Origin of the sequence: Mucilaginibacter sp. L196 (genome assembly GCF_009765905.1) — a bacterium.
Classification (GTDB): Bacteria; Bacteroidota; Bacteroidia; order Sphingobacteriales; family Sphingobacteriaceae; genus Mucilaginibacter.
Window position 1 is genome coordinate 339,883 of the sequence record NZ_LMUO01000011.1, and the last position, 20,577, is coordinate 360,459.

Sequence of the window (20,577 nt, forward strand, 5' to 3'; positions counted from 1 at the left end):
AATGAGCAGCACTAAATTTATACTGGGACTTTTCGAAGATCCCGATGAAATGATGGACGGAATAACTGCACTTCAACAGAACAGTGTTCCTATTTACGACGTGTACACTCCAATGCCTATTCACGGTATTGAAGCAAAATTGGGTATAAAAGATTCACGCCTGGGTTATGCAGCCTTTATGTTTGGTTGCCTTGGCGGAACTGTTATCTTCAGCATAATTTATTTTGCCATGGTACACGATTGGCCGATGAATATTGGTGGTAAGCCGGCATTCGCGGTGCCCGATTTTATTCCAATTACTTTTGAGTGGACGGTACTTTACACCGCTTTGGGTACAGTTGCAACCTTCTTTTTCGCTACTCACCTTTTCCCGGGCCGTACGCCAAGGGTTATGGATTACAGGGCTACTAACGACCGGTTTGTGATTGCCATTGATGTTAAAAAGAACAATATTCCGCACGAGGATATAAACAATTTGTTAAAAGAGGCGGGAGCTGTAGAAGTTAAGCATAACGACAGAAAATATGTTAGCTATGAATAAATTTAGAATATTAGGTGTATTAATTATCGCAATAGCTGCCACGGTTGTAATATCATCGTGCAAAGATAAAAGAAGCACCGGTTGGGAATACGCTCCTAACATGTACGAACACCTTGCGTATGACCCGGATCAACCGAATACCAATTTTAAGGATGGTAAAACAGCACAGGTTCCGCCGGCTGGTACTATACCTATTGGTTGGGTTAAATTTGATTACCCTAATACCCATGATGGATATGAACTAGCAAGTACCGAAGTAAAAAGCCCACTGCCACAAACAGCTGCTAACTTTGCTGATGGAAAAGTATTGTTCCTGCACTTCTGCTCTCCTTGCCACGGTCAAAATGGCCAGGGTGATGGTTTAGTGGTTCAACACGGGTTTCCACCACCGCCGTCTTATTCAAAAGGTCAATCATCACGTGGTGGTGCAATGAAAGATTTAACAGACGGTAAAATATACCACACCATTACTTACGGATTGAATGCAATGGGTTCTTATGCTTCACAGCTTGACCCAAGCGAACGCTGGAAAGTAATCATGTATGTTCACCATTTACAAACCTTATAAGCTGATTTTTTAATGAAAACTCATAATAATTTAGACGATCAATTTGTATTTGAAGGCCGGGCAAAAACCTGGAGCCTGATTGCAATTGTTATAGGTGTTATCAGCATTATAGCCGGTCTTGTTTTCAATGCTGACCGCGAATTTTCGAATTTGTTGTTAATGGCCTACTATCTTACTTGCGTATGCTGCGCAGGTGCTGTTTTTTGCGCTATACAATATGCTGCACAAGCAGGTTGGTCGGCTTCGATGATCCGTATACCACAGGCATTTGCTAAATTAATTCCTTACGCATCCTTAATATTACTTGTTGTAATAGCAGCAGGTATACACTTTACACACAATGTAATAGTTAACGATAGAGTAGTAGCACAACCTTATTTATATGCGCAATGGGCAACCTCTGGTATGTCTGATGTTCATAGCCCGAATTATGATTCAACTGTAGCAGGCAAAGCGGGTTTCTTAAATATTCCTTTCTTCTTTATCCGTTTAATCGTGTTTTTAGGTTTATATTCATTATTAGCAGGAATGCTGGTAAAATACTCTGAGAACGAGGATGAAATCGGTGGAATGGTTAATTACAAAAAGAGCTTTAATATCGCTTGTGTATTCCTGCTTGTTTTTGGTATGACCGATCCGGTTTTTGGTTTCGATGCGATCATGTCGTTAGAAGCTCGCTGGTACTCTACCATGTTTGGTTGGTATAACTTAGCCGCCCTTTGGGTTAGCGGTTTAGCAGTTATCACTCTTACGATAATCTTATTACGTGAAAAAGGATATTTCTCATGGTTAAATGAGAACCACATGCATAACATGGGCTTATTCATGTTTGCCTTCTCAATATTCTGGACTTACATCTGGTTTGCACAGTTCTTATTAAACTACTATGCCAACTTACCTGAAGAAGTTGTTTATTTCTACAAAAGATGGGAGCCTGAATTTAAACCGTGGTTCTGGTTAAATATCGTGATCAACTTTATGGCGCCATTCCTGATCATAATGTCTCGTGATGCCAAACGTAAAACAAAAGTATTAAAGGTAGTATGTATCATATTGATATTAGGCCATTGGCTTGATTATTATGTGATGATTATGCCTGAAACAGTAGGCCCTAACGGTAGAGGTTTCTCATACGAAGAAGTAGGTACATTTATTGGATTTGCAGGTTTATTTGCTTACATGGTGTCAACAGCACTAAGTAAATTTAAATCTCTTGTTCCAAAAAATCACCCATTTTTGGAAGAGAGCCTTCACCATCACGTATAATAATTGTTAAATTCGCAACCAAATACAGAATACCAAACGAACAACAAAATGGGATTCAAAAAATTAATAAAGTCTAAAAAAATACTTTCCCTATTAGCGGTGTTTATGCTTACAGGCACAAACCTGGTAATGGCGCAAACTGCCGCCGCTGCTACCCCTGCGGCAACTGATGATAAATCAGTTATGTGGATGGGTGCCGGTTACTATGTGTTGCTTTTCCTTTTACTATGTGTGGTTATTGCCATCGTGGGTAAAATTTTGAAAGTATACGATTTAACCCGCCAGATGCAGGGTAAAAAAGAACTGAACTGGAATAACCTGATGGCAGTGATTTGCCTTGTGTTCCTTTTATTTGGATTATATGGTGCTTATTGGTCATTCACTGTTCAAGGCAGCATGACTTTACCTGAGGCCGCATCAGCAAACGGTGTTAAAATCGACGAGATGTTCACGGTTACCACTGTGATCACCATGTTCGTGTTTTTTGTTACCCAGATATTGTTGTTCACCTTCTTATTCAGGTATAAACATTCTGACAAGCGCAGAGCATTCTTTTTACCACATAACAACACCATCGAAAAAATCTGGACAATATTACCTGCTATGGTTTTAACCATATTGGTAGTATTCGGTTTCTTCACCTGGCAGGAAATTACCAATAGCGCTGATGCTAAAGGAGATCGTCCTTCATTAAATATTGAAGTAACCGGTCACCAGTTTGCATGGGAGTTACGTTACCCTGGTAAAGATTTGAAACTAGGTGCTGTTAACTACAAATTAGTAACTGGTGACAACAAATTAGGTATTGATTTTAAAGACAGGAATAGCTTTGACGATTTGGAGGCCGATACTATGTATCTACCGGTAAACAGATCAGTAAGGTTGAATATACGTGCGCAGGATGTGATCCACAGCTGTTACATGCCACACTTCCGTGTGCAATTGAACGCTGTACCGGGTTTACCTACCTTCTTTAAATTTACACCTACTATTACCACAGCCGATATGCGTAACAGGCTGAATAATCCTGATTTTGAATATTTGCTTTATTGCAACAAAATATGTGGCGGTATTCACTACAACATGAAAAAAGTAGTACGTGTGGTAACAGAAGCTGAATATCAGCAATGGATAGCAAAACAAAAACCTTACTTAACCGACGCGTTAAGAAAAGAATGGAATATGCCCGTAGCACCAGCAGCCGCACCGCAGGATACTACAACAGCAAAGAACAGATTAGCGTTAAATAATTAATATAAGATTAGCGAGTATGTCAACATTAGCAGTTCACGATCACGGAGTAGTACATCACGAAGAAGGTCACGAACACCATCATGATACTTTTATAACAAAATACATATTTAGCCAGGATCACAAAATGATCGCTAAGCAATTCCTGATTACAGGCATTACTATGGCGGTTATCGCGATGACCTTGTCTATCTTGTTCAGGATCCAGTTAGCATATCCTGATAAAGCATTTCCTTTATTGGAAACTTTATTAGGTCGTTTTGCACCTGGTGGCCGTTTAGATCCAAACTTTTACCTGTCGTTGGTTACCATTCACGGTACCATTATGGTATTCTTTGTACTAACAGCAGGATTGAGCGGTACTTTTAGTAACTTATTGATACCTCTTCAGGTAGGTGCCCGCGATATGGCATCTCCGTTCATGAACATGTTATCATACTGGTTCTTCTTCTTAGCGTGTGTTATCATGTTAAGTTCATTCTTTGTACAAAAAGGCCCTGCTAGCGGTGGCTGGACAGTATATCCGCCGTTATCAGCTTTACCAAAAGCAATGCCGGGATCTGAAATGGGTATGACTTTATGGCTAGCCAGTATGATCTGCTTCGTAGCATCATCATTAATGGGAGGTATTAACTACGTAAGTACTGTATTAAACATGCGTACAAAAGGTATGGACCTTTGGAAAATGCCTTTATCTATCTGGGCATTCTTCTTAACCGCTGTATTGGGTGTATTATCATTCCCTGTATTGGTTGCAGGTGTTGTACTATTGATATTTGACCGCAGCATGGGTACAAGTTTCTATCTTTCAGACATCGTTTTGAATGGTAAAGTAATGCCTTTTGAAGGTGGTAGCCCGATATTATTTGAACACTTATTTTGGTTCTTAGGTCACCCTGAGGTATACATCGTAATTATGCCTGCAATGGGTATATCTTCTGAAATTATGTCAGTAAACTCACGTAAACCGATCTTCGGTTACCATGCGATGGTTTACTCATTAATCGGTATTACTGTATTATCATTCATTGTATGGGGGCACCATATGTTCGTTACGGGTATGAATCCGTTCCTTGGTGGTGTGTTCATGATCACTACGCTGATCATCGCTGTACCATCCGCAGTAAAAACATTCAACTGGCTGGCTACACTGTGGCGCGGTAACATCAGGTTTAAACCTGCTATGCTATTCGCTATCGGTATGGTATCTTTCTTTATCTCTGGTGGTTTAACAGGTATCTTCTTAGGTAACGCAGCGTTAGATATAAACTTACACGATACTTACTTTGTTGTTGCCCACTTCCACCTGGTAATGGGTTCGGCAGCTATATTTGGTATGCTTGCCGGTGTATATCACTGGTTCCCTAAAATGTTTGGCCGTTTAATGGACGAGAAGCTTGGCTTCCTGCACTTCTGGTTAACATTCATAGGTGCTTACCTGGTATTCTTCCCAATGCACTTTATGGGCTTGGATGGTGTGCCACGTCGTTACTACGCGTTTACTGAGTTTGAATCAATGAAACAGTGGTTATCAGTAAATACATTCATTACTTGGGCTGCTATCATGTCTGCATTAGCACAAGTAGCATTCTTGTATAACTTTATTACCTCTATATTCTGGGGTAAAAAGACAACACAAAACCCATGGCAAGCCAATACATTGGAGTGGACTACACCTATTGAGCGTATACATGGTAACTGGCCGGGCGAAATCCCAACTGTTTACCGTTGGCCATATGATTACAGCAAACCAGGTGCAGAGCAAGATTATATCTTGCAAACTACACCATTGTCTGAAACTATGAGTTCAAATTTGCCGCATGATTTTGAAGATAATCCTGTTGGTTTAGAAGAACATACTAAATGGGTAAATACCCATAGTAATCAAGAAGTAAAATAGTATACGGAATGGCGGTCGAGCCGCTTTATCCATGTACTAATAAATACATACCGATCTGATCTTTTAGGGTATCTGTACCGGAAATATTTTCCTAAAACAGATACCCTAATTTTTTAGCACATTAAATGAGTATATCCGCATCAAAAAACAGATTCCAGAAGATTAACCTCTTAACTATTATTCTGCTTTTTGTTTTAATATTAGCTGGTGGCGTGGTACGTAGTTCAGGCTCAGGCATGGGCTGCCCCGATTGGCCTAAGTGCTTCGGCGGTTATATTCCCCCAACGGATATTAGCCAGCTGCCAAAAGATTACAAAGAGAAGTACGTTGCTGGTCGTATCAAAAAGAATCAAAGGTTTGCTAAAACCCTTGATGTATTTGGTTACAGCGATCTGGCTATGCGAATCCGCAACGACAAATCTATCCTGATTCCTGAAGAATTTAATGCAACCAGAACATGGACGGAATATATTAACCGCTTACTAGGCGCAATATCCGGCATATTCCTTTTTTTTACGGCCGTTTATTCTTTCAGCTATTTCAGGTATAGCATGATGATAGCTATCCTAAGTGTATTTAACCTGATACTGGTAGGCTTCCAAGCCTGGTTAGGCGGCATTGTGGTTTCTACTAATTTGGTTGCCGGTATTGTAACCGTACATATGTTATTAGCGTTAGCCATATTAGCCATAGCCATTAGTACTTACTTTATGGCGAAGGTTTATGATAAGAACCGGATTAAAACCAGTCCATTGGTATATGTTATTACACTTATTGCTTTGGTAGTTAGTGTAATACAGATTATTTTCGGAACCGAAGTCCGCGAGAAAATTGATGAAGTATCAAGCCATTTGCAAGGCGGTTACCGTGGAGACTGGATAACTGATGCGGGTAGTATTTTTATTGATCACCGTTCTTTAGCTATGCTGGTATTAATAATAAACGTGGTGTTATACGCCTTAATCAGGCGTACTTTTACCCGCCATTCTATTCAGCAGCAATTAATGAGCTTTACCTTTTTGATGATAATGTTGCAGATAGTTACCGGCATATTGTTATCGTATTTAGCATTACCGCCATATGCACAGGCATTGCACATTGTGTTGGCGAGTTTAATATTTGGGGCACAGTTTTATCTACTGCTCAATTTTCACAAATCAGTTAGTTTACAGGGAGCAAGCAAATGAAGTTGAGCGATTTTTCGAAACTGATTAAAACCAGGCTTACATTTTTGGTGGTGTTTTCCGCCTCTATATCATTTTTGATCGGTGGGATGGCAAATCCTGCGACCCATGGTGTTATCAACTGGAAAAATTGGATAATACTAATTGTGGGTGGGTTTTTAGTTACAGCAGCAGCAAATTGCTTTAACGAGATCATCGAAAAGGATTACGATAAATTGATGAAGCGCACTATGGACCGCCCAATCCCTACCGGACGGATGACAACCGGACAGGCATTGGTATTAGGTTTATTTATGGCGATAGCAGGTACCTATTTGCTAGGTAGCTTAAATTTAACTACGGGACTACTATCTGTATTCTCTATAATACTTTATGCTTTTGCATACACACCATTAAAACGTAAATCGCCTATAGCGGTTTTTGTAGGTGCTATACCGGGTGCATTACCACCGCTTATTGGTTATGTTGCAGGTTATGGAACTATTGACCAGGTAGCTTTAATATTGTTCGGTATACAATTCGTTTGGCAGTTTACACACTTTTGGGCTATTGCCTGGGTTTTGGATGATGATTACAAATTGGCTGGTTTTAGGTTGTTACCCACCGGTAAACGCGATTTTACCAGCGCGCTGATTGTATTTCTGATCACCATATTTTTAATACCGGTAAGCTGGTTACCAACTTATTACCATTTCGGTGGTTACTACGTAGGTGTTGTGTCGTTAATTTGCAGTTTAGTATTTTTGTACCAGGCTTTTACGTTGTTACGTACACGTACAATTAAGTCGGCAAAGCAACTCATGTATGGGTCGTTTTTATATCTGCCGATAGTGCAGCTTATGTTTTTATTTGATTTTATAGGAAAAGCGAAATGATGGCACAGATTCAGGAAGATAAATATAACCTCGCCCCCAAAAAATTCAATATGTGGATATTCATATTCACATCGTTTATGTTTTTCGCAGCGCTTACCAGCGGCTTTATAGTTTATACCGGCGGCCGCGAGCATGCTATTAACATTATACTGCCAAGGGCGTTTATGTACAGCACTACGGTAATTATTATCAGTAGCATTACCATGTTTATTGCTTCTAGGGCAGCGAAGCGGTTGGAATTTGGCAAACAACGCCTGTTTTTATGGCTTACACTGGCCTTAGGCGTGTTGTTTTTTGTAATACAGATTTACGGTTGGAGCATTTTAATTAAGATGGGCGTATATTTTATAAACCCAAATGCCTCCCAATCATTCATATATGTGTTTACCGGTATGCACCTGATACACATTTTCGCAGGTTTATTACTGATAATTAACACCCTATGGCGCAGTTACAAAAACGTGCCACAGGCAAAGAATTTGTTTGGAATGGAGATGTCCGGTATTTTTTGGCATTTTGTCGATATTATATGGATATATCTGTATGTTTTTTTACTTTTGAACCAATATTAACAACCCATAATAAGTACAGATGAGTACAGCAGCAGTATCACAAATTGATGAGGTAAAATCAACACCATGGTCGGGGGGAAGATCTCCGTTCAACGTTGAATACGGAAAAATGATGATGTGGTTTTTCCTACTATCGGATGCATTCACATTTTCATCATTATTAATTGCTTACGGTGCTTTGCGTTTCAGCGCATATGCATGGCCATCAGCTGCATTGGTTTTCCAATCAGTACCGGGCTTAATTGAGCATGGCGCACCATTGGTGTTCGTAGGTTTAATGACATTTATCCTCATCATGAGCTCTGTTACCATGGTATTGGCTGTTGAGGCTGGTCACCGTAACGCTCGTAAAGAGGTTATAGGTTGGATGATAGCCACAGTAATTGGTGGTTTAATGTTCTTAGGATGCCAGGCATTGGAGTGGAATCACTTACATAGCGAAGGCTTTTGGTGGAGCAGTATCCCAACAAGTCCTGAAAAACTACAAGAGTTTTTCGCGATAGGGGTACCTTATGCGGCACAGGCAGCTTCGGCACACCAGTTTGCTAACTTATTCTTTACCATTACAGGTTTCCACGGTTTCCACGTATTTACAGGCGTAGTGATTAATATCATTATTACCGTTAACGTATTACTGGGTACTTATGAAAAACGCGGTAGCTATTTAATGATCGAAAAAGTTGGCCTTTACTGGCACTTTGTAGATTTGGTATGGGTATTCGTATTTACATTCTTTTATTTAGTTTGATCTTTTAATCACAAATCATATGTCATCACACGCTACAGACGCGCATGCAGAGCATGGCGAAGAACATGAATCAATGACCAAAGGCAAAATATGGAAAGTGTTTTTCATATTGCTGGGCATTACATGTGTTGAATTTGTTATAGCGCTTATTTTAGTACCTAAAGGAATTATCCCTGGGCACATAGCAAATCCTTTATACATCGTTTTAACACTATTTAAAGCGTTTTATATTATTGCATATTTTATGCACTTAAAGTTTGAAAAAACAGGGCTTATCATATCAATAGTTGTTCCTGTTCTGTTTATTATCGGTTTAATCCTGGTACTTACTAACGAGAGCCACCACTGGATTACCTTGAGGGGGTAATGAGCAAAAACAACATTCTGAAAAAAATAGTAATCCTGGCTTTGATATTAGCATTGCCGGGATTTTTATATTATTTACTTACCGCTAAGGGCAAAAACCGTTACGATCCATTACCGTACTTCGGCCCAAAGGAACTGGCTACAAGCAGCCACATGGTTAAGGGTAAGTCAATCCCGGATACCATCTACCATAATATTTCTGATTTCAATCTGCAAGATCAGAATGGTAAGCCGGTATCCTTAAAAACGCTGACGAACAAAATACTGATCGTTAACTTTTTTTACAGCAATTGCCCTAATTTATGCAATCAGGTAAATCAAAGCATTAGTAAGCTGGCAGCGGAATATGCGCATAATAAGATCACTAAGTTTATTTCGATTACGGTAGATCCGCAGCGTGATAACGTTGCAGTTTTAAAGACGTACAGTAATAAGTTTAATGCAGATAGCACCCGTCGGTTATTTTTAACCGGAGACACATCTGTTATTTATCCGCTTGCGCGACAAGGGTTTTTAGTGAATGCTTTGGATGAAGGTAACGGCAATTTTGTGTACAGCGATAAAATTATGCTGATAGACGAAAGCCACCATATCCGTGGCTATTACTCCGGTACATCCGACGATGACATGTTGAGGTTGGATAACGAGATCAAAGTGCAGATAGCTGAGGAAATTCGTAAGAACGACCACTCTATGTATTAGATTCAAGAAGTAAGATTCAAGAATCAAGATTTTACAGTAAATTTAAATCATAATTGAGGTTAAGGACGCGGTGGATCAGCCTTGATTCCTGAATCTTAACTCTTGATTCTCAAAAAACTATGACTGATAAATTTATATTCCGTTTTGTAGCAGCAGTATCTGTTTTTGTATTTGTTGTTGTATTTGTTTTAAGCTTGAAAGTTATACCCAAGCCAGCACAGATGCCAGCTTTTATGCCTTTTTTACCGAAGCTTAACGCCATCTTAAATGGTACCTGTAGCGTACTATTATTGATATCCCTGTACTACATCAAAAAACTGAATATTACTATGCACAAGCGCATAAATATTCTGGCTTTTGTATTGTCGTCGCTTTTCCTGGTATCTTATATTTTATTCCACTGGTTAGCGCCTGAAACCAGGTACGGAGATATTAACGGCGATGGTGTATTGTCTGCCGCGGAAAAAATTACGGCTGGTAATACCCGTTACTTTTATTACGTGTTATTAATAACACACATTATACTTGCAGCCGGGGTTTTACCGTTGATATTACTGAGCTTTTACCGTGGCCTGCAAATGCAGGTGGAGAAGCACAAAAAATTGGTTCGTTGGGCATTCCCGATATGGTTATATGTGACAGTAACAGGGGTTATTGTTTATTTAATGATCTCGCCTTACTACCATTTCTAAGTTATAATTAATTAAATTTGCAGCATGAAAAAGGGCTTAAAAATATTTTTGTTTGTTATTGCCTTCGGCTTTACCGCATTGAGCTATCAGCCGGTAAAAGCACAATGTGCCATATGTGCGGCCAACGTTGCCTCAAATGTTAAAGATGGCCGCAAAACAGCCGACGGATTGAATCACGGTATTATGTATTTATTGGGTGCTCCATACTTAGCTATTGCAGCGTTGGGCATCATCTGGTACAAAAAATATCGACGCAAAAACGTTGACCTGAATATGCGCAGCGAAAAGTTGCATTTGAATTAATAACACCCGGCTTTAAACCGTTACACGTAATTATGGCCACCACACCCAAAGCATGGGCAATGCTGCATGCCAAATGCCCACGTTGCCGTCGGGGTAATATGTTTAATGGGGGAACTTACAGCTTTGGTAAGATAAATCTGAATTGCCCGCATTGTAATTTATACTTCGAGATTGAACCGGGCTACTTTTATGCAGCCATGTATGTGAGTTATGCCATGAATGTTGCCGAATCGGTAGCGCTTGCATTAGCAACACGCGTTATCACCCAAAATACTACATCGCCCTGGTTATATTTAGGCGTTATATTTAGCGGATGCTTATTGCTTTCGCCGCTAAATTTCCGATATTCAAGGGTGATTTTATTATATTGGTTATCACCCAAAATACATTACTATCCACATTTAGATACTGATGATAAACCCGCAAACCGTTGATTTTTTAAAAGAGCTTATTGATAACAATAACCGCGAATGGTTTCAAACCCGGAAAGCGGATTATGATAAGGCCCGCGAAAATGTAATTGATTTTACCGGCAAGCTTATCAAGCAAATACAAAAGATCGACCCTACGATTGATGAAAACCTTGATCCGAAGAAATGTGTAATGCGCATTTATCGCGATATCAGGTTCAGCAAAAATAAAGCACCGTATAAAAATAACTTTGGTATCAGCATCCCAACCACAGGCTCAAAGCTTGGCGGTGTTGAATATTATTTTCACCTGACGCCCGGTGCCTCTTTTATTGCCGGTGGCTACTGGATGCCGGAAGCAGAACATTTAAAGGCCATCAGGCAGGAGATAGACTACAATGCCCACGATTTGAAATCGATTATTGATGATCCGGAATTTGTGAAGCTTTTTGGCAATTTCCGTGATCAGGATAGATTAAAGACCGTACCCAAAGGTTATGATGCCGATAATGAAAATATCGACTTGCTAAAACTAAAAAGTTTTATAGTTTCACATACAATAAAAGACAAAGATTTGTTTAAGGCGGATGCGGTGGATTATGTGGCGCAAGTTTGTACTAAACTATACCCCTTAACAGTTTTCTTAAGAAACGCTATTGCTTAATTAAAAACTCACCATACAATGAAAATACAACACTATTTTTTTGCCGCGATTTTGTGCACAACCCTGCACTCCTGCGTGGTGTTATCCCCTAAAAAATATAAAGCGCTTGTTGCTGATCGTGATTCACTGCAAAACCGTACCGTTAATCTTGATGCTGAAGTATCAAGTCTGCAAGGTGATACCGCCCGCCTGCATCACGAAATTGCCGACCTGAAAGGCCAGTTAGCAGCCATGAACGACAGATACAATACACTTAACGGTAACTATAATACATTAAACGATAACTATAATGCTACTTCATCCAAGGTAACCAAGCTATCGGGTGATTTGCAGGCGCGTGAGGCCCGTTTAAAAGAGGTTGAAGATATTTTGCATAAACAGGATGCCGCTAGTCAGGCTTTGAAGAATAAGTTGCAGCAAGCGCTATTAGGCTTCCAGCAAAATGGTTTAACGGTTGATATCCGTAACGGTAAGGTATACGTATCGTTAACTGATAAATTGTTATTCCCTTCAGGCAGTATCACTATTGACGATAAAGGAAAACAGGCATTAAAGCAATTAGCTGCAGTATTGAATAAAGAACCGGATATTAATATCGCTGTAGAAGGCCATACTGACGACAAAAAGGTAATTAACCTTGGCCAGATAAAAGATAACTGGGATTTGAGCGTATTGCGTGCAACATCGGTAACCCGTTACTTGAGCGAAACTGAAGGAGTTGATCCGCATAGGTTAACCGCTACCGGCAAAAGCCAGTACCAACCTATCGACCCAAGCAATACACCTGAGGCTTTAGCTAAAAACAGGCGCATTGAGATAGTGCTTACGCCTAAGCTTGATGAGCTTTATAATTTAATTACTAAATAATTAAAAAAGCCTCCTGACATATAGGAGGTTTTTTGTTATATATAGATAATGTTATTCATCACCTTGTCATTCTGAGCGGAGCGAAGAATCTATCCGATAGACATTTGCGCCATGTATAACGGATAGATTCTTCGCTCCGCTCAGAATGACAAAAGGGAATATAAATTCATTACCATGAAACAATATGCCATCATATCAGACATTCACGGAAACGCATTAGCGCTTGCGGCCGTGCTCAAGGATATAAAAGCCAGGAATATTGAGACGATCATCAATTTGGGCGATTACTTCTTTGGTGCTTTAGAACCTGAAGCTACTGCCGATCTGCTCCGTGCTGCGCCGATGATTTGCATCAGCGGTAATACCGACAGGGAAATACTGGAGAGCTTTACCAAAAAATCAGAAAAAGCTGATATGGAAAGGGTAGTGGCTGATTTATCCGATTTGAGTATAAATTGGCTAAAAATGTTGCCGAATACTACCACGGTTGATGACCTGATATTCGTTTGTCACGGTACACCCGAAAGCGACAATGAATACCTTTTAGAGAAAGTAACCCAGTACGGTGTATTTGTTTATAACGATGAAGAATTGATCGCGAAAACAACACATATCAAAGAGCGTATAATCCTTTGTGGGCACTCGCATGTAAACCGCGTGGTCTATCTATCAAACAACAAAATAATCCTGAACCCTGGTAGTGTTGGCTTGCCTGCCTATTTGGGTAACGGTGAATACCGCTTCGCTATGGAATCCATGACACCGCATGCCAAGTATGCCATTATAACTGTTGACGGTAATGCCATTAGCATTGAGCAAATTAATTGTGCTTATGATTGGGTTGCTGCATCACAACAAGCCAAGGCTCACGGTAATGCGAATGCTGCTAAGTTTTTATTATACGGCCGTATGCCAAAGGATCTGAGAGTTTAGTTGAAGGTTAAAAGTGTAAAGTCAACCGATTAAAACTTTGAACATTCTACTTTAAACTTTTCACTCCAATTAATCAATAGTTTCCATCAGCGTAGTGTAAAGCACAAATTTACCTTCATAACGCTGGTTGTGGATGATGTGCAAGCCTTGTAAATGCTGTTCGTAAAATTGCGCGAATTTTTCTTCGGTATCGGTATTGTATTGTATGCAGGCTGTTACCCCTTCGTTTGGGGAGTCGATCACATTTAATATGCGGTAGCTTTCAAAATAGCCGGTAGCCATTACAGCCGGGATATGTACTTCTTTCATCCAGCTTAACCATTCCGGGTAAGCGCCTTCTTCAACAATAAGTGTTTCGTTGTATACGATCATGATGCAAAAGTACTAAAACTATCGTCATTGGGAGGAGTGTAACGACGTGGCAATCCCAAACTTTACAAGGCCAATATACAAGTCGGGGATTGCCGCGCTATCGCTCGCAATGACGTTATAAAGAAAGGATGTCATGCTGTGGTTAACTCGTCGGCGAGTCCCCCCTTATCACCCTAAATCTTTTCCTTGCATCATTTATCCATAAACTGCCAGGATAATCGGTTATGATTTTCTGATAATAGATTTTAGCCTGCGCTTTATCATTTAATTGGTTATCATAAATATCGCCTAGCATAAACACGGCATCATCTGCCCAAAGATTAGTTGGGCTATCTTCGTAAATTTTCTTTAATAAAGGTATCGCATCGGTATAATCCTTTTGCTGGATCAGGATTCGGGCTTTCGCCATCAAAATATCGTTACTCAAAGCGTTGCCGGGGTACTTTTTATCAATGCTATCTAAAGTTTTTACTGCTTGCTCCGGTTCTTCTGCAAAAATCAGCAGATCTGCACGGGCATAAATCTTTAACGCATTGCCGCTGCTATCCGCAGTTAAATTATCACCGATTAATAACGACAAGTTCAACGCGTCGTTTGCTATTAATTGCGAAGTAGCTGCTTTGAGTACATCCAATTGTCTTTTCGCCCAGTAAAAGTCGCCGGTATAGTAGGCCAGCCTGGCATTACGGAATTTCGCATCCTGCCCGATGTCGGTGTTCGGGAAATCCTTTTCAACCTGGCTGTATAACAAGGTAGCATCCCATTGTCTGCCGGTAATTAAATAAACATCGCCCAAATCAATTTTGCATTGCGCTAATAGTTCCGGTTGTACACCGGGAATGGTAATCACATGTTCGAGAGACTGCTCGGCTTCATCAAATTTGTGCAGTTTGAAAGCCTGTAGTTTTGCCAACTGTTCTACTGCGAATGCTGTATTGGTAACATCGCCAAATTCAGCTAACAGATCTTTGTAGTTCTTTTCCAGTTCAATCAGATCGGCTTGGGTATACTTACCTGCCGTAATTTTAATGTTTTTTGTGTTGATGAGTTCTATTTTAGCCGGGATATAGTATGGCGCATCTTTACCCTTATCAATTAAATACTGGTAGCCACGTATGGCGGCATCATAAGCGTTATTAGCTGTTAGGGTGTGGCATAGCGCGTAAATATTACTGCCATCATCATTACTGCGCCTGTTTAATGCCAGTGATTGGTTCAGTGCCTGGTCAAAATCTTTTTGTTGCAGATATTGCCATATCAACAGCTCAATATATATGGTTTGTTCGGGCTCTTTTTGTATCTTTTTTAATAAGGCTGTTTTTAGCAGATCGTAACCATCATTATCCTCAAACATGTTTGATAAGGTGTTCTCAGCTTGAGCCAGGTAACCTGGGTTTGCGGGTAAGAACTTCAGGTACTCATTTATGATCGAAGTTTTATCACCTTTATATTTGTAAAGCATGATGAGCTCAAACGAAAAATCTTTGTCGCTATTCAAAGTTTTGCGCCCTTCTTCAAGCGTTTTAATGGCATAATCAATATTGGCATTTTGATAGAATTGCCCGGCCAAGGCACTAATGGCGTTTTGATCTGCAGGGAGCTTCTTTAGCAAGTCATTATACAAGGCGTCGGCTTTATCATTATTGCCGGTTTGCGTATAAATGTTACCGAGGTTGATGAGGTAAGTATTATCGCCAGGATATTTACGCATCATTTTTTTAGTGAGACTTTCGGCGTCATCAAACTTTTTAAGCGCTAGCAGGCATTTAATATAATATGGATAATAAGCTTCGTTGTTAGTTTTAAATAAGTTTTGATAAATATCTAGCGCCTTTAACTGTTCGCCGTTAGCAAAGTACTGGTTAGCTAGTGGTAAATCATCGGTCTGTGCATAAGCTTTTGAGTATGAGCCGATAAAAACAATAAGAATAATCGCGAAAAACCACTTCATCTATCCAAAAATAGCTAATTTAAACCAATCCAATTTCAAGTATTATTTAATATTTAACATAAGTTTACGGGTAAAATTATAGTGACATTAATTATTACCTAAACTAAATTGCATAATTTGAGCGTCTATACTTTTATTTAAGATGTTAAGAAGGGTTTGTTTCTGTTTATTTATGGTGATGGCAATGGCGTTCAGTTCCTGTATGCGGAATGGTGCTGTGCAAATACCTATAAATGAATTTTTCAGGACACCTCAAAAAAGCGGTTTCAAAATATCTCCCGATGGTAAATACATATCTTATTTAAAGCCTTATAAAGGTCGTTTAAACCTGTTTGTACAATCATTAGCCGATGGTGAAGAGCGTATGGCCACATCTTTTACTGATTATTCGCTGCGTGATTATTATTGGACATATAACGATCAGTTGGTTTTTAACCAGGATATCATAGCAACTGATCAGCTGAAAATATTCGCGTTGGATATAGCTACCATGAAACTCCATTTGTTAATGACAGGGAATAAGGTACGCATGCGGGTGATTAGCCGGATAAAGGAAGATCCGAATATCATCAACGTGGCGATGAATAAAGATGACCCAACCCGTACGGATGTATACAGGCTTAATATTAAAACAGGCGAAATAAAGTTATACCTGGTTAATCCGGGCAATTTTACCGAATGGTTCCCGGACCCGGATGGTAAAATAAGGCTTGTTAAGGCATCTGATGGTGTAAATGAAACAATATTGTACCGTAATGATGATAATAGTCAGTTTAAGCAAATCATCACTAATAACTTTAAAACACGTGTTGAACCAATTGCCTTTACCGGTATAAAAAATGATTTTTACGCCCTATCAAATGTTAATCGGGACAAAACGGCATTAGTTGAAATTGACGCGGAAACAGGCAAAGAAGTAAAAGAAATTTATGCCAATAACAACGCCGATATTATGAGCGTTGAATATTCAAAAAATAGGCATAAAGTTGAATATGCTTCATGGGAAGAGGCTTATCCTCAAAAACATTTTCTGGATACTTGCATGGCAAGTATTTATAAAAACTTTGAGAATCAGCTTAAAGGATACGAGATCAGAATTGTTGATAGGGATAGCGCCGAAAATAAATTCATCATTAATAGTTATACTGACCGTGATCCGGGCTCATTTTATTTGTTTGAACGAAAAAAATGTAAGCTAACTAAACTTGGAGATATTAATTCGTGCATTAAACCCGATGAGTTATGTGCCATGAAGCCCATATCCTACAAAGCAAGCGATGGTACGCTGATTAACGGCTATTTGACCTATCCGCAAGGAAAAGATTCAACAAACTTACCAATTGTGGTTATGCCACATGATTGGCCTTACGGACCGATGAGTCGCAACTCCTGGGGATATAATCCCGAAGTTCAGTTTTTGGCGAACAGGGGCTATGCGGTTTTCCAGGTTAACTATCGTGGTTCCACAGGTTATGGCAAGGCTTTCCATAGCGCTGGTTTTAAGCAGGTTGGTGGTAAAATACAGCAGGACATAACGGATGGTGTAAACTGGCTAATTGCTAATAAAACGGCTAACCCTAAAAAGATAGCCATTTTTGGTGGGGGTTTTGGTGGTTTCTCGGCTTTGTATGGCGTGTCTTTTCATCCGGGCTTGTATAACTGCGCTATTGTACAAAATGGTGTCATCAATTTTTTTACTTATATAAAGGATGTGCCGCCTTTTTTCAAACCATCGTTGCAAATGATATATGAGATGATTGGTAACCCCGAAACTGATGCTGACCAATTAAGAGCTATTTCGCCGGTTTTTCATGCTGATAAGATCAAAGCGCCATTACTCATTTTTCAAGGAGCTAAAGACCCTAAGGCCAACATAAGCGAATTAAATCAGTTTGTAATTGAACTGCACAAACAAAACGTACCTGTATCCTATTTTTTAAAGGAAAATGAACGTGCATTTTTCAGAAGTGAGCATAACAGGATGCAAATGTATACCGAAATTGAAAAGTTTTTAGATACTAACATGCGGGTTAAACGATAATCCATTTGTTAATGAAGCCACACAGCAATATTTACCGGAAGAATTTTTCATTGATCATTATCTTTATGGTACTGATTTCGATATCGTTTGTGATAGCGCTTATTGTGGCTTACAACTTAACTTCGACCTATGTGCAGGATGAGTTCGCCTCAAAAAAAATTGATGTATCAGAAGAAACCATCAAGCCCTATAATGATTTCTTTCTGAATAAAATACCTGAGATAACGTCCTACCAAGGTTATTTGACCTTTAATTCAGCATCCGATTATTCTAAATCTGTTTTTAATGATTACCCCTTTGTGAGGCATATCATTTTTTACGAACTGGCTATAGGCAGTGGAGTAAAATCAAGTAAACAAGAACATAGATTGTCGATAGATATTGAGTCCGCATATCAATTTAAAAGGCACAAAAATATAATCAACAGCGCTCCCGAAAAAAGACTTACCGCTGAAGCGGATTTTAGGAATATGGCCGACAAGCTAAATGATTTTATAGCCTATTCTGATACATCGCGCGAAGCTACACAGGATGAGATCTTCAAGACATTTTATGACGTTAAACCCGAAAAAATAAGCTACCTGAATATATTAAGGCGCGAGGATGTAAAAATATATCGTGGTTTACAGGATCATGTACAACCGGGCGTCATTTATCGCCAAAATATGATGACTTTTTTGCTTGATCCATATCACTTAAAAGTTAATAACATCCATAAGGAGCTTTATGAAAGTGTAACTATTAGGCCGGTGGTATATTATCCGCTGGAGAACGATGCCAGTAATAATATGATAACGGAAGTAGCCTTGCCGGGAGCTTTTTCTGATTATAAGTTATTTTTTAAATCGACCAAAGGTTATTTGATTGATGAAACTAACCGCAGGTTTATGCCTATTGGCGGTATTGTAGTGTTGATTTATATGTTTTTGATTTTAATAGGTTACCTTATATATCGTAATCTTAAAGTAAACATGCAGATGTTTAAGCTACAGTATGATTTTATAAACAATTTCACCCACGAGTTTAAAACGCCGGTTAGCGTAATTAAAATAGCAGGATCAAATTTGCGCGGCGAGGGTGGCTTATCTGAACGGCAGCTGAAACATTATGGTAAAATTTTAGATGAAGAAGCAGATAAGCTAAACGATTTGATGAATAAGTTGTTATCATTCACGCAGCTCGAAAATAAATCCATCAACATAAAAATTGAGGAGATTGTATTGAACGATTTTGTTGACAAGTATATAGCCAGCTTCAGGATTAAATATGCTGATTTTAAGTTGAGTTGCAAAATTAAGGATGTGAACATAATACATACTGACCCTGTATTGTTGGGTAGTTTATTCCAGAATTTAATGGAAAATGCTTACAAATATTCGCATCCGGAGAAAAGGGAATTGCACATAAATATTAGCCGGGATAAGCGAAACGTTATTTTTTCGTTTAAGGACAGAGGAATTGGCATCCCGAAGAGTGAACTGACCAATGTTTTTAATAAATTTTACCGAATAGAAAATAAATATAATCAAAATGGCAGCGTTGGGCTTGGGCTGGCATTTTGTAAAGAATTAGTTAATTTTATGCACGGGGAGATAATAGTGAACAGCCAGGTTGACCAAGGATCTGAGTTTGTTGTTACGCTTCCGTATGATAATTAGAAAATGAACAAAGAAATAAAAATTGTATTAGCCGAAGACGACGAGAACCTGCGGTTTTTGGTGGCAGAACGTTTACAATCTGAAGGTTATAAAGTGTTAGAGGCCAGCAATGGCGATAATGCTGAAACCGCGATATTGGAAGAACAACCTGATATTGTTTTGTTGGACTGGATGATGCCGGGCAAGCCGGGCTCAGAAGTATGCGACAACGTACGCGCCAAAGGGTTTGATAAACTCATTATTATGATGACTGCCAAAAGCCAGGATATTGATAAGATAGAGGCTTATAACTTTGGCGTGTCTGATTACATTACCAAGCCTTTTAATATGGATGTTTTGGTGGCGATGATTGATAATAAGATCAAATTTTCATTAAATAACGAGAAATCGGAATCGTACAAGTTTGCCAATATTGAACATTTGCCTAATACGCACTTACTGATAAAAGATGGCCGTAAAATTGAACTGACCATACTGGAGAACAGGATTTTACTTTACTTCCTTAAAAATCAAAACAAGGTTATTAACCGTGAGGAACTGATGATGGAAGTTTGGGGATACAACGCTGATGTAAATACCCGCACGCTGGATATGCACATCGTCCGCCTACGTAAAAAAATAGAAAGCAACCCTGATTCACCGCAATACCTGCAGACGGTTAGGGGTATTGGGTATAAGTTTGTTTATCAGGGGTAAATTAATAGAAACAGGGT

Annotated in this window: 22 protein-coding genes; 20 read left to right on the top strand and 2 right to left on the bottom strand. The window is 39.3% G+C overall.

The features are described 5' to 3' along the window. Window position 1: 1 nt before the first annotated feature. The 17 genes from GSQ74_RS09010 to GSQ74_RS09090 all read left to right on the top strand — a co-directional run bounded on the left by GSQ74_RS09010 (window position 2) and on the right by GSQ74_RS09090 (window position 13,842). On the top strand, window positions 2–541 hold the full coding sequence (locus GSQ74_RS09010) for a DUF3341 domain-containing protein (RefSeq protein WP_158992362.1): 540 nt from the start codon (window positions 2–4) through the stop codon (window positions 539–541). After that, window positions 525–1,109: a cytochrome c gene (locus GSQ74_RS09015; RefSeq protein WP_158992364.1), complete on the top strand. Its 585-nt coding sequence runs from the start codon at window positions 525–527 to the stop codon at window positions 1,107–1,109. Before GSQ74_RS09010 ends, GSQ74_RS09015 begins: the two co-directional genes overlap by 17 nt. 12 nt (window positions 1,110–1,121) lie before the next feature. Next, a complete protein-coding gene (locus tag GSQ74_RS09020) occupies window positions 1,122–2,375 on the top strand; it encodes a quinol:cytochrome C oxidoreductase (protein ID WP_158992366.1) in 1,254 nt (417 codons plus the stop codon). A 48-nt stretch (window positions 2,376–2,423) separates the two neighbouring features. Next, on the top strand, window positions 2,424–3,629 hold the full coding sequence (locus GSQ74_RS09025) for a cytochrome c oxidase subunit II (RefSeq protein WP_158992368.1): 1,206 nt from the start codon (window positions 2,424–2,426) through the stop codon (window positions 3,627–3,629). A 124-nt stretch (window positions 3,630–3,753) separates the two neighbouring features. Continuing rightward, window positions 3,754–5,526: a cbb3-type cytochrome c oxidase subunit I gene (locus GSQ74_RS09030; protein WP_371724293.1), complete on the top strand. Its 1,773-nt coding sequence runs from the start codon at window positions 3,754–3,756 to the stop codon at window positions 5,524–5,526. A 125-nt stretch (window positions 5,527–5,651) separates the two neighbouring features. Beyond that, window positions 5,652–6,713, top strand: a complete 1,062-nt coding sequence (locus GSQ74_RS09035; protein WP_158992372.1) for a heme A synthase — start codon at window positions 5,652–5,654, stop codon at window positions 6,711–6,713. Further along, window positions 6,710–7,585, top strand: coding sequence for a heme o synthase (cyoE, locus tag GSQ74_RS09040; RefSeq protein ID WP_158992374.1), 876 nt, complete (start codon window positions 6,710–6,712; stop codon window positions 7,583–7,585). Before GSQ74_RS09035 ends, cyoE begins: the two co-directional genes overlap by 4 nt. Continuing rightward, window positions 7,582–8,157, top strand: coding sequence for a cytochrome c oxidase subunit 3 (locus GSQ74_RS09045; protein WP_254060838.1), 576 nt, complete (start codon window positions 7,582–7,584; stop codon window positions 8,155–8,157). The genes cyoE and GSQ74_RS09045 overlap by 4 nt, the downstream gene beginning before the upstream one ends. A gap of 19 nt (window positions 8,158–8,176) precedes the next feature. Continuing rightward, window positions 8,177–8,905, top strand: coding sequence for a cytochrome c oxidase subunit 3 (locus GSQ74_RS09050; RefSeq protein ID WP_158992376.1), 729 nt, complete (start codon window positions 8,177–8,179; stop codon window positions 8,903–8,905). A 19-nt stretch (window positions 8,906–8,924) separates the two neighbouring features. Continuing rightward, window positions 8,925–9,272 carry a cytochrome C oxidase subunit IV family protein gene (locus GSQ74_RS09055; RefSeq protein ID WP_158992378.1) on the top strand — a complete coding sequence of 116 codons (348 nt, stop codon included), beginning with the start codon at window positions 8,925–8,927 and terminating at the stop codon, window positions 9,270–9,272. Continuing rightward, window positions 9,272–9,973, top strand: coding sequence for an SCO family protein (locus GSQ74_RS09060; RefSeq protein WP_158992380.1), 702 nt, complete (start codon window positions 9,272–9,274; stop codon window positions 9,971–9,973). The genes GSQ74_RS09055 and GSQ74_RS09060 overlap by 1 nt, the downstream gene beginning before the upstream one ends. Window positions 9,974–10,092: 119 nt before the next feature. After that, on the top strand, window positions 10,093–10,665 hold the full coding sequence (locus tag GSQ74_RS09065; protein WP_158992382.1) for a DUF420 domain-containing protein: 573 nt from the start codon (window positions 10,093–10,095) through the stop codon (window positions 10,663–10,665). 24 nt (window positions 10,666–10,689) lie between these two features. Continuing rightward, window positions 10,690–10,968 (top strand): hypothetical protein, encoded by a 279-nt coding sequence (locus tag GSQ74_RS09070; RefSeq protein WP_158992384.1) that lies wholly within the window; start codon window positions 10,690–10,692, stop codon window positions 10,966–10,968. Window positions 10,969–11,000: 32 nt separating this feature from the next. After that, on the top strand, window positions 11,001–11,402 hold the full coding sequence (locus tag GSQ74_RS09075; protein WP_158992386.1) for a DUF983 domain-containing protein: 402 nt from the start codon (window positions 11,001–11,003) through the stop codon (window positions 11,400–11,402). Next, window positions 11,380–12,042 carry a DUF2461 domain-containing protein gene (locus GSQ74_RS09080; RefSeq protein ID WP_158992388.1) on the top strand — a complete coding sequence of 221 codons (663 nt, stop codon included), beginning with the start codon at window positions 11,380–11,382 and terminating at the stop codon, window positions 12,040–12,042. Before GSQ74_RS09075 ends, GSQ74_RS09080 begins: the two co-directional genes overlap by 23 nt. Window positions 12,043–12,060: 18 nt before the next feature. Continuing rightward, window positions 12,061–12,909 carry an OmpA family protein gene (locus GSQ74_RS09085; RefSeq protein ID WP_158992390.1) on the top strand — a complete coding sequence of 283 codons (849 nt, stop codon included), beginning with the start codon at window positions 12,061–12,063 and terminating at the stop codon, window positions 12,907–12,909. A 174-nt stretch (window positions 12,910–13,083) separates the two neighbouring features. Next, window positions 13,084–13,842: a metallophosphoesterase gene (locus GSQ74_RS09090; protein ID WP_158992392.1), complete on the top strand. Its 759-nt coding sequence runs from the start codon at window positions 13,084–13,086 to the stop codon at window positions 13,840–13,842. A 69-nt stretch (window positions 13,843–13,911) separates the two neighbouring features. Here the strand turns inward: GSQ74_RS09090 and GSQ74_RS09095 are convergent, their stop codons facing one another. After that, on the bottom strand, window positions 13,912–14,214 hold the full coding sequence (locus GSQ74_RS09095; protein ID WP_158992406.1) for a DUF4286 family protein: 303 nt from the start codon (window positions 14,212–14,214) through the stop codon (window positions 13,912–13,914). A 142-nt stretch (window positions 14,215–14,356) separates the two neighbouring features. Beyond that, a complete protein-coding gene (locus GSQ74_RS09100) occupies window positions 14,357–16,165 on the bottom strand; it encodes a tetratricopeptide repeat protein (protein ID WP_158992408.1) in 1,809 nt (602 codons plus the stop codon). 142 nt (window positions 16,166–16,307) lie between these two features. Between GSQ74_RS09100 and GSQ74_RS09105 the strand changes: the two genes are divergently transcribed. From GSQ74_RS09105 to GSQ74_RS09115, 3 genes are read left to right on the top strand one after another with little or no spacing between them, the layout of a single operon-like run. Next, window positions 16,308–18,206 carry a prolyl oligopeptidase family serine peptidase gene (locus tag GSQ74_RS09105; protein WP_158992410.1) on the top strand — a complete coding sequence of 633 codons (1,899 nt, stop codon included), beginning with the start codon at window positions 16,308–16,310 and terminating at the stop codon, window positions 18,204–18,206. Window positions 18,207–18,217: 11 nt separating this feature from the next. Continuing rightward, entirely contained in the window at window positions 18,218–19,864 is a 1,647-nt protein-coding gene (locus GSQ74_RS09110; RefSeq protein WP_158992412.1) for a sensor histidine kinase KdpD, read from the top strand. A 3-nt stretch (window positions 19,865–19,867) separates the two neighbouring features. After that, complete coding sequence (locus tag GSQ74_RS09115; protein ID WP_158992414.1) at window positions 19,868–20,560, top strand: response regulator transcription factor; 693 nt, start codon at window positions 19,868–19,870, stop codon at window positions 20,558–20,560. Window positions 20,561–20,577 lie beyond the last annotated feature (17 nt).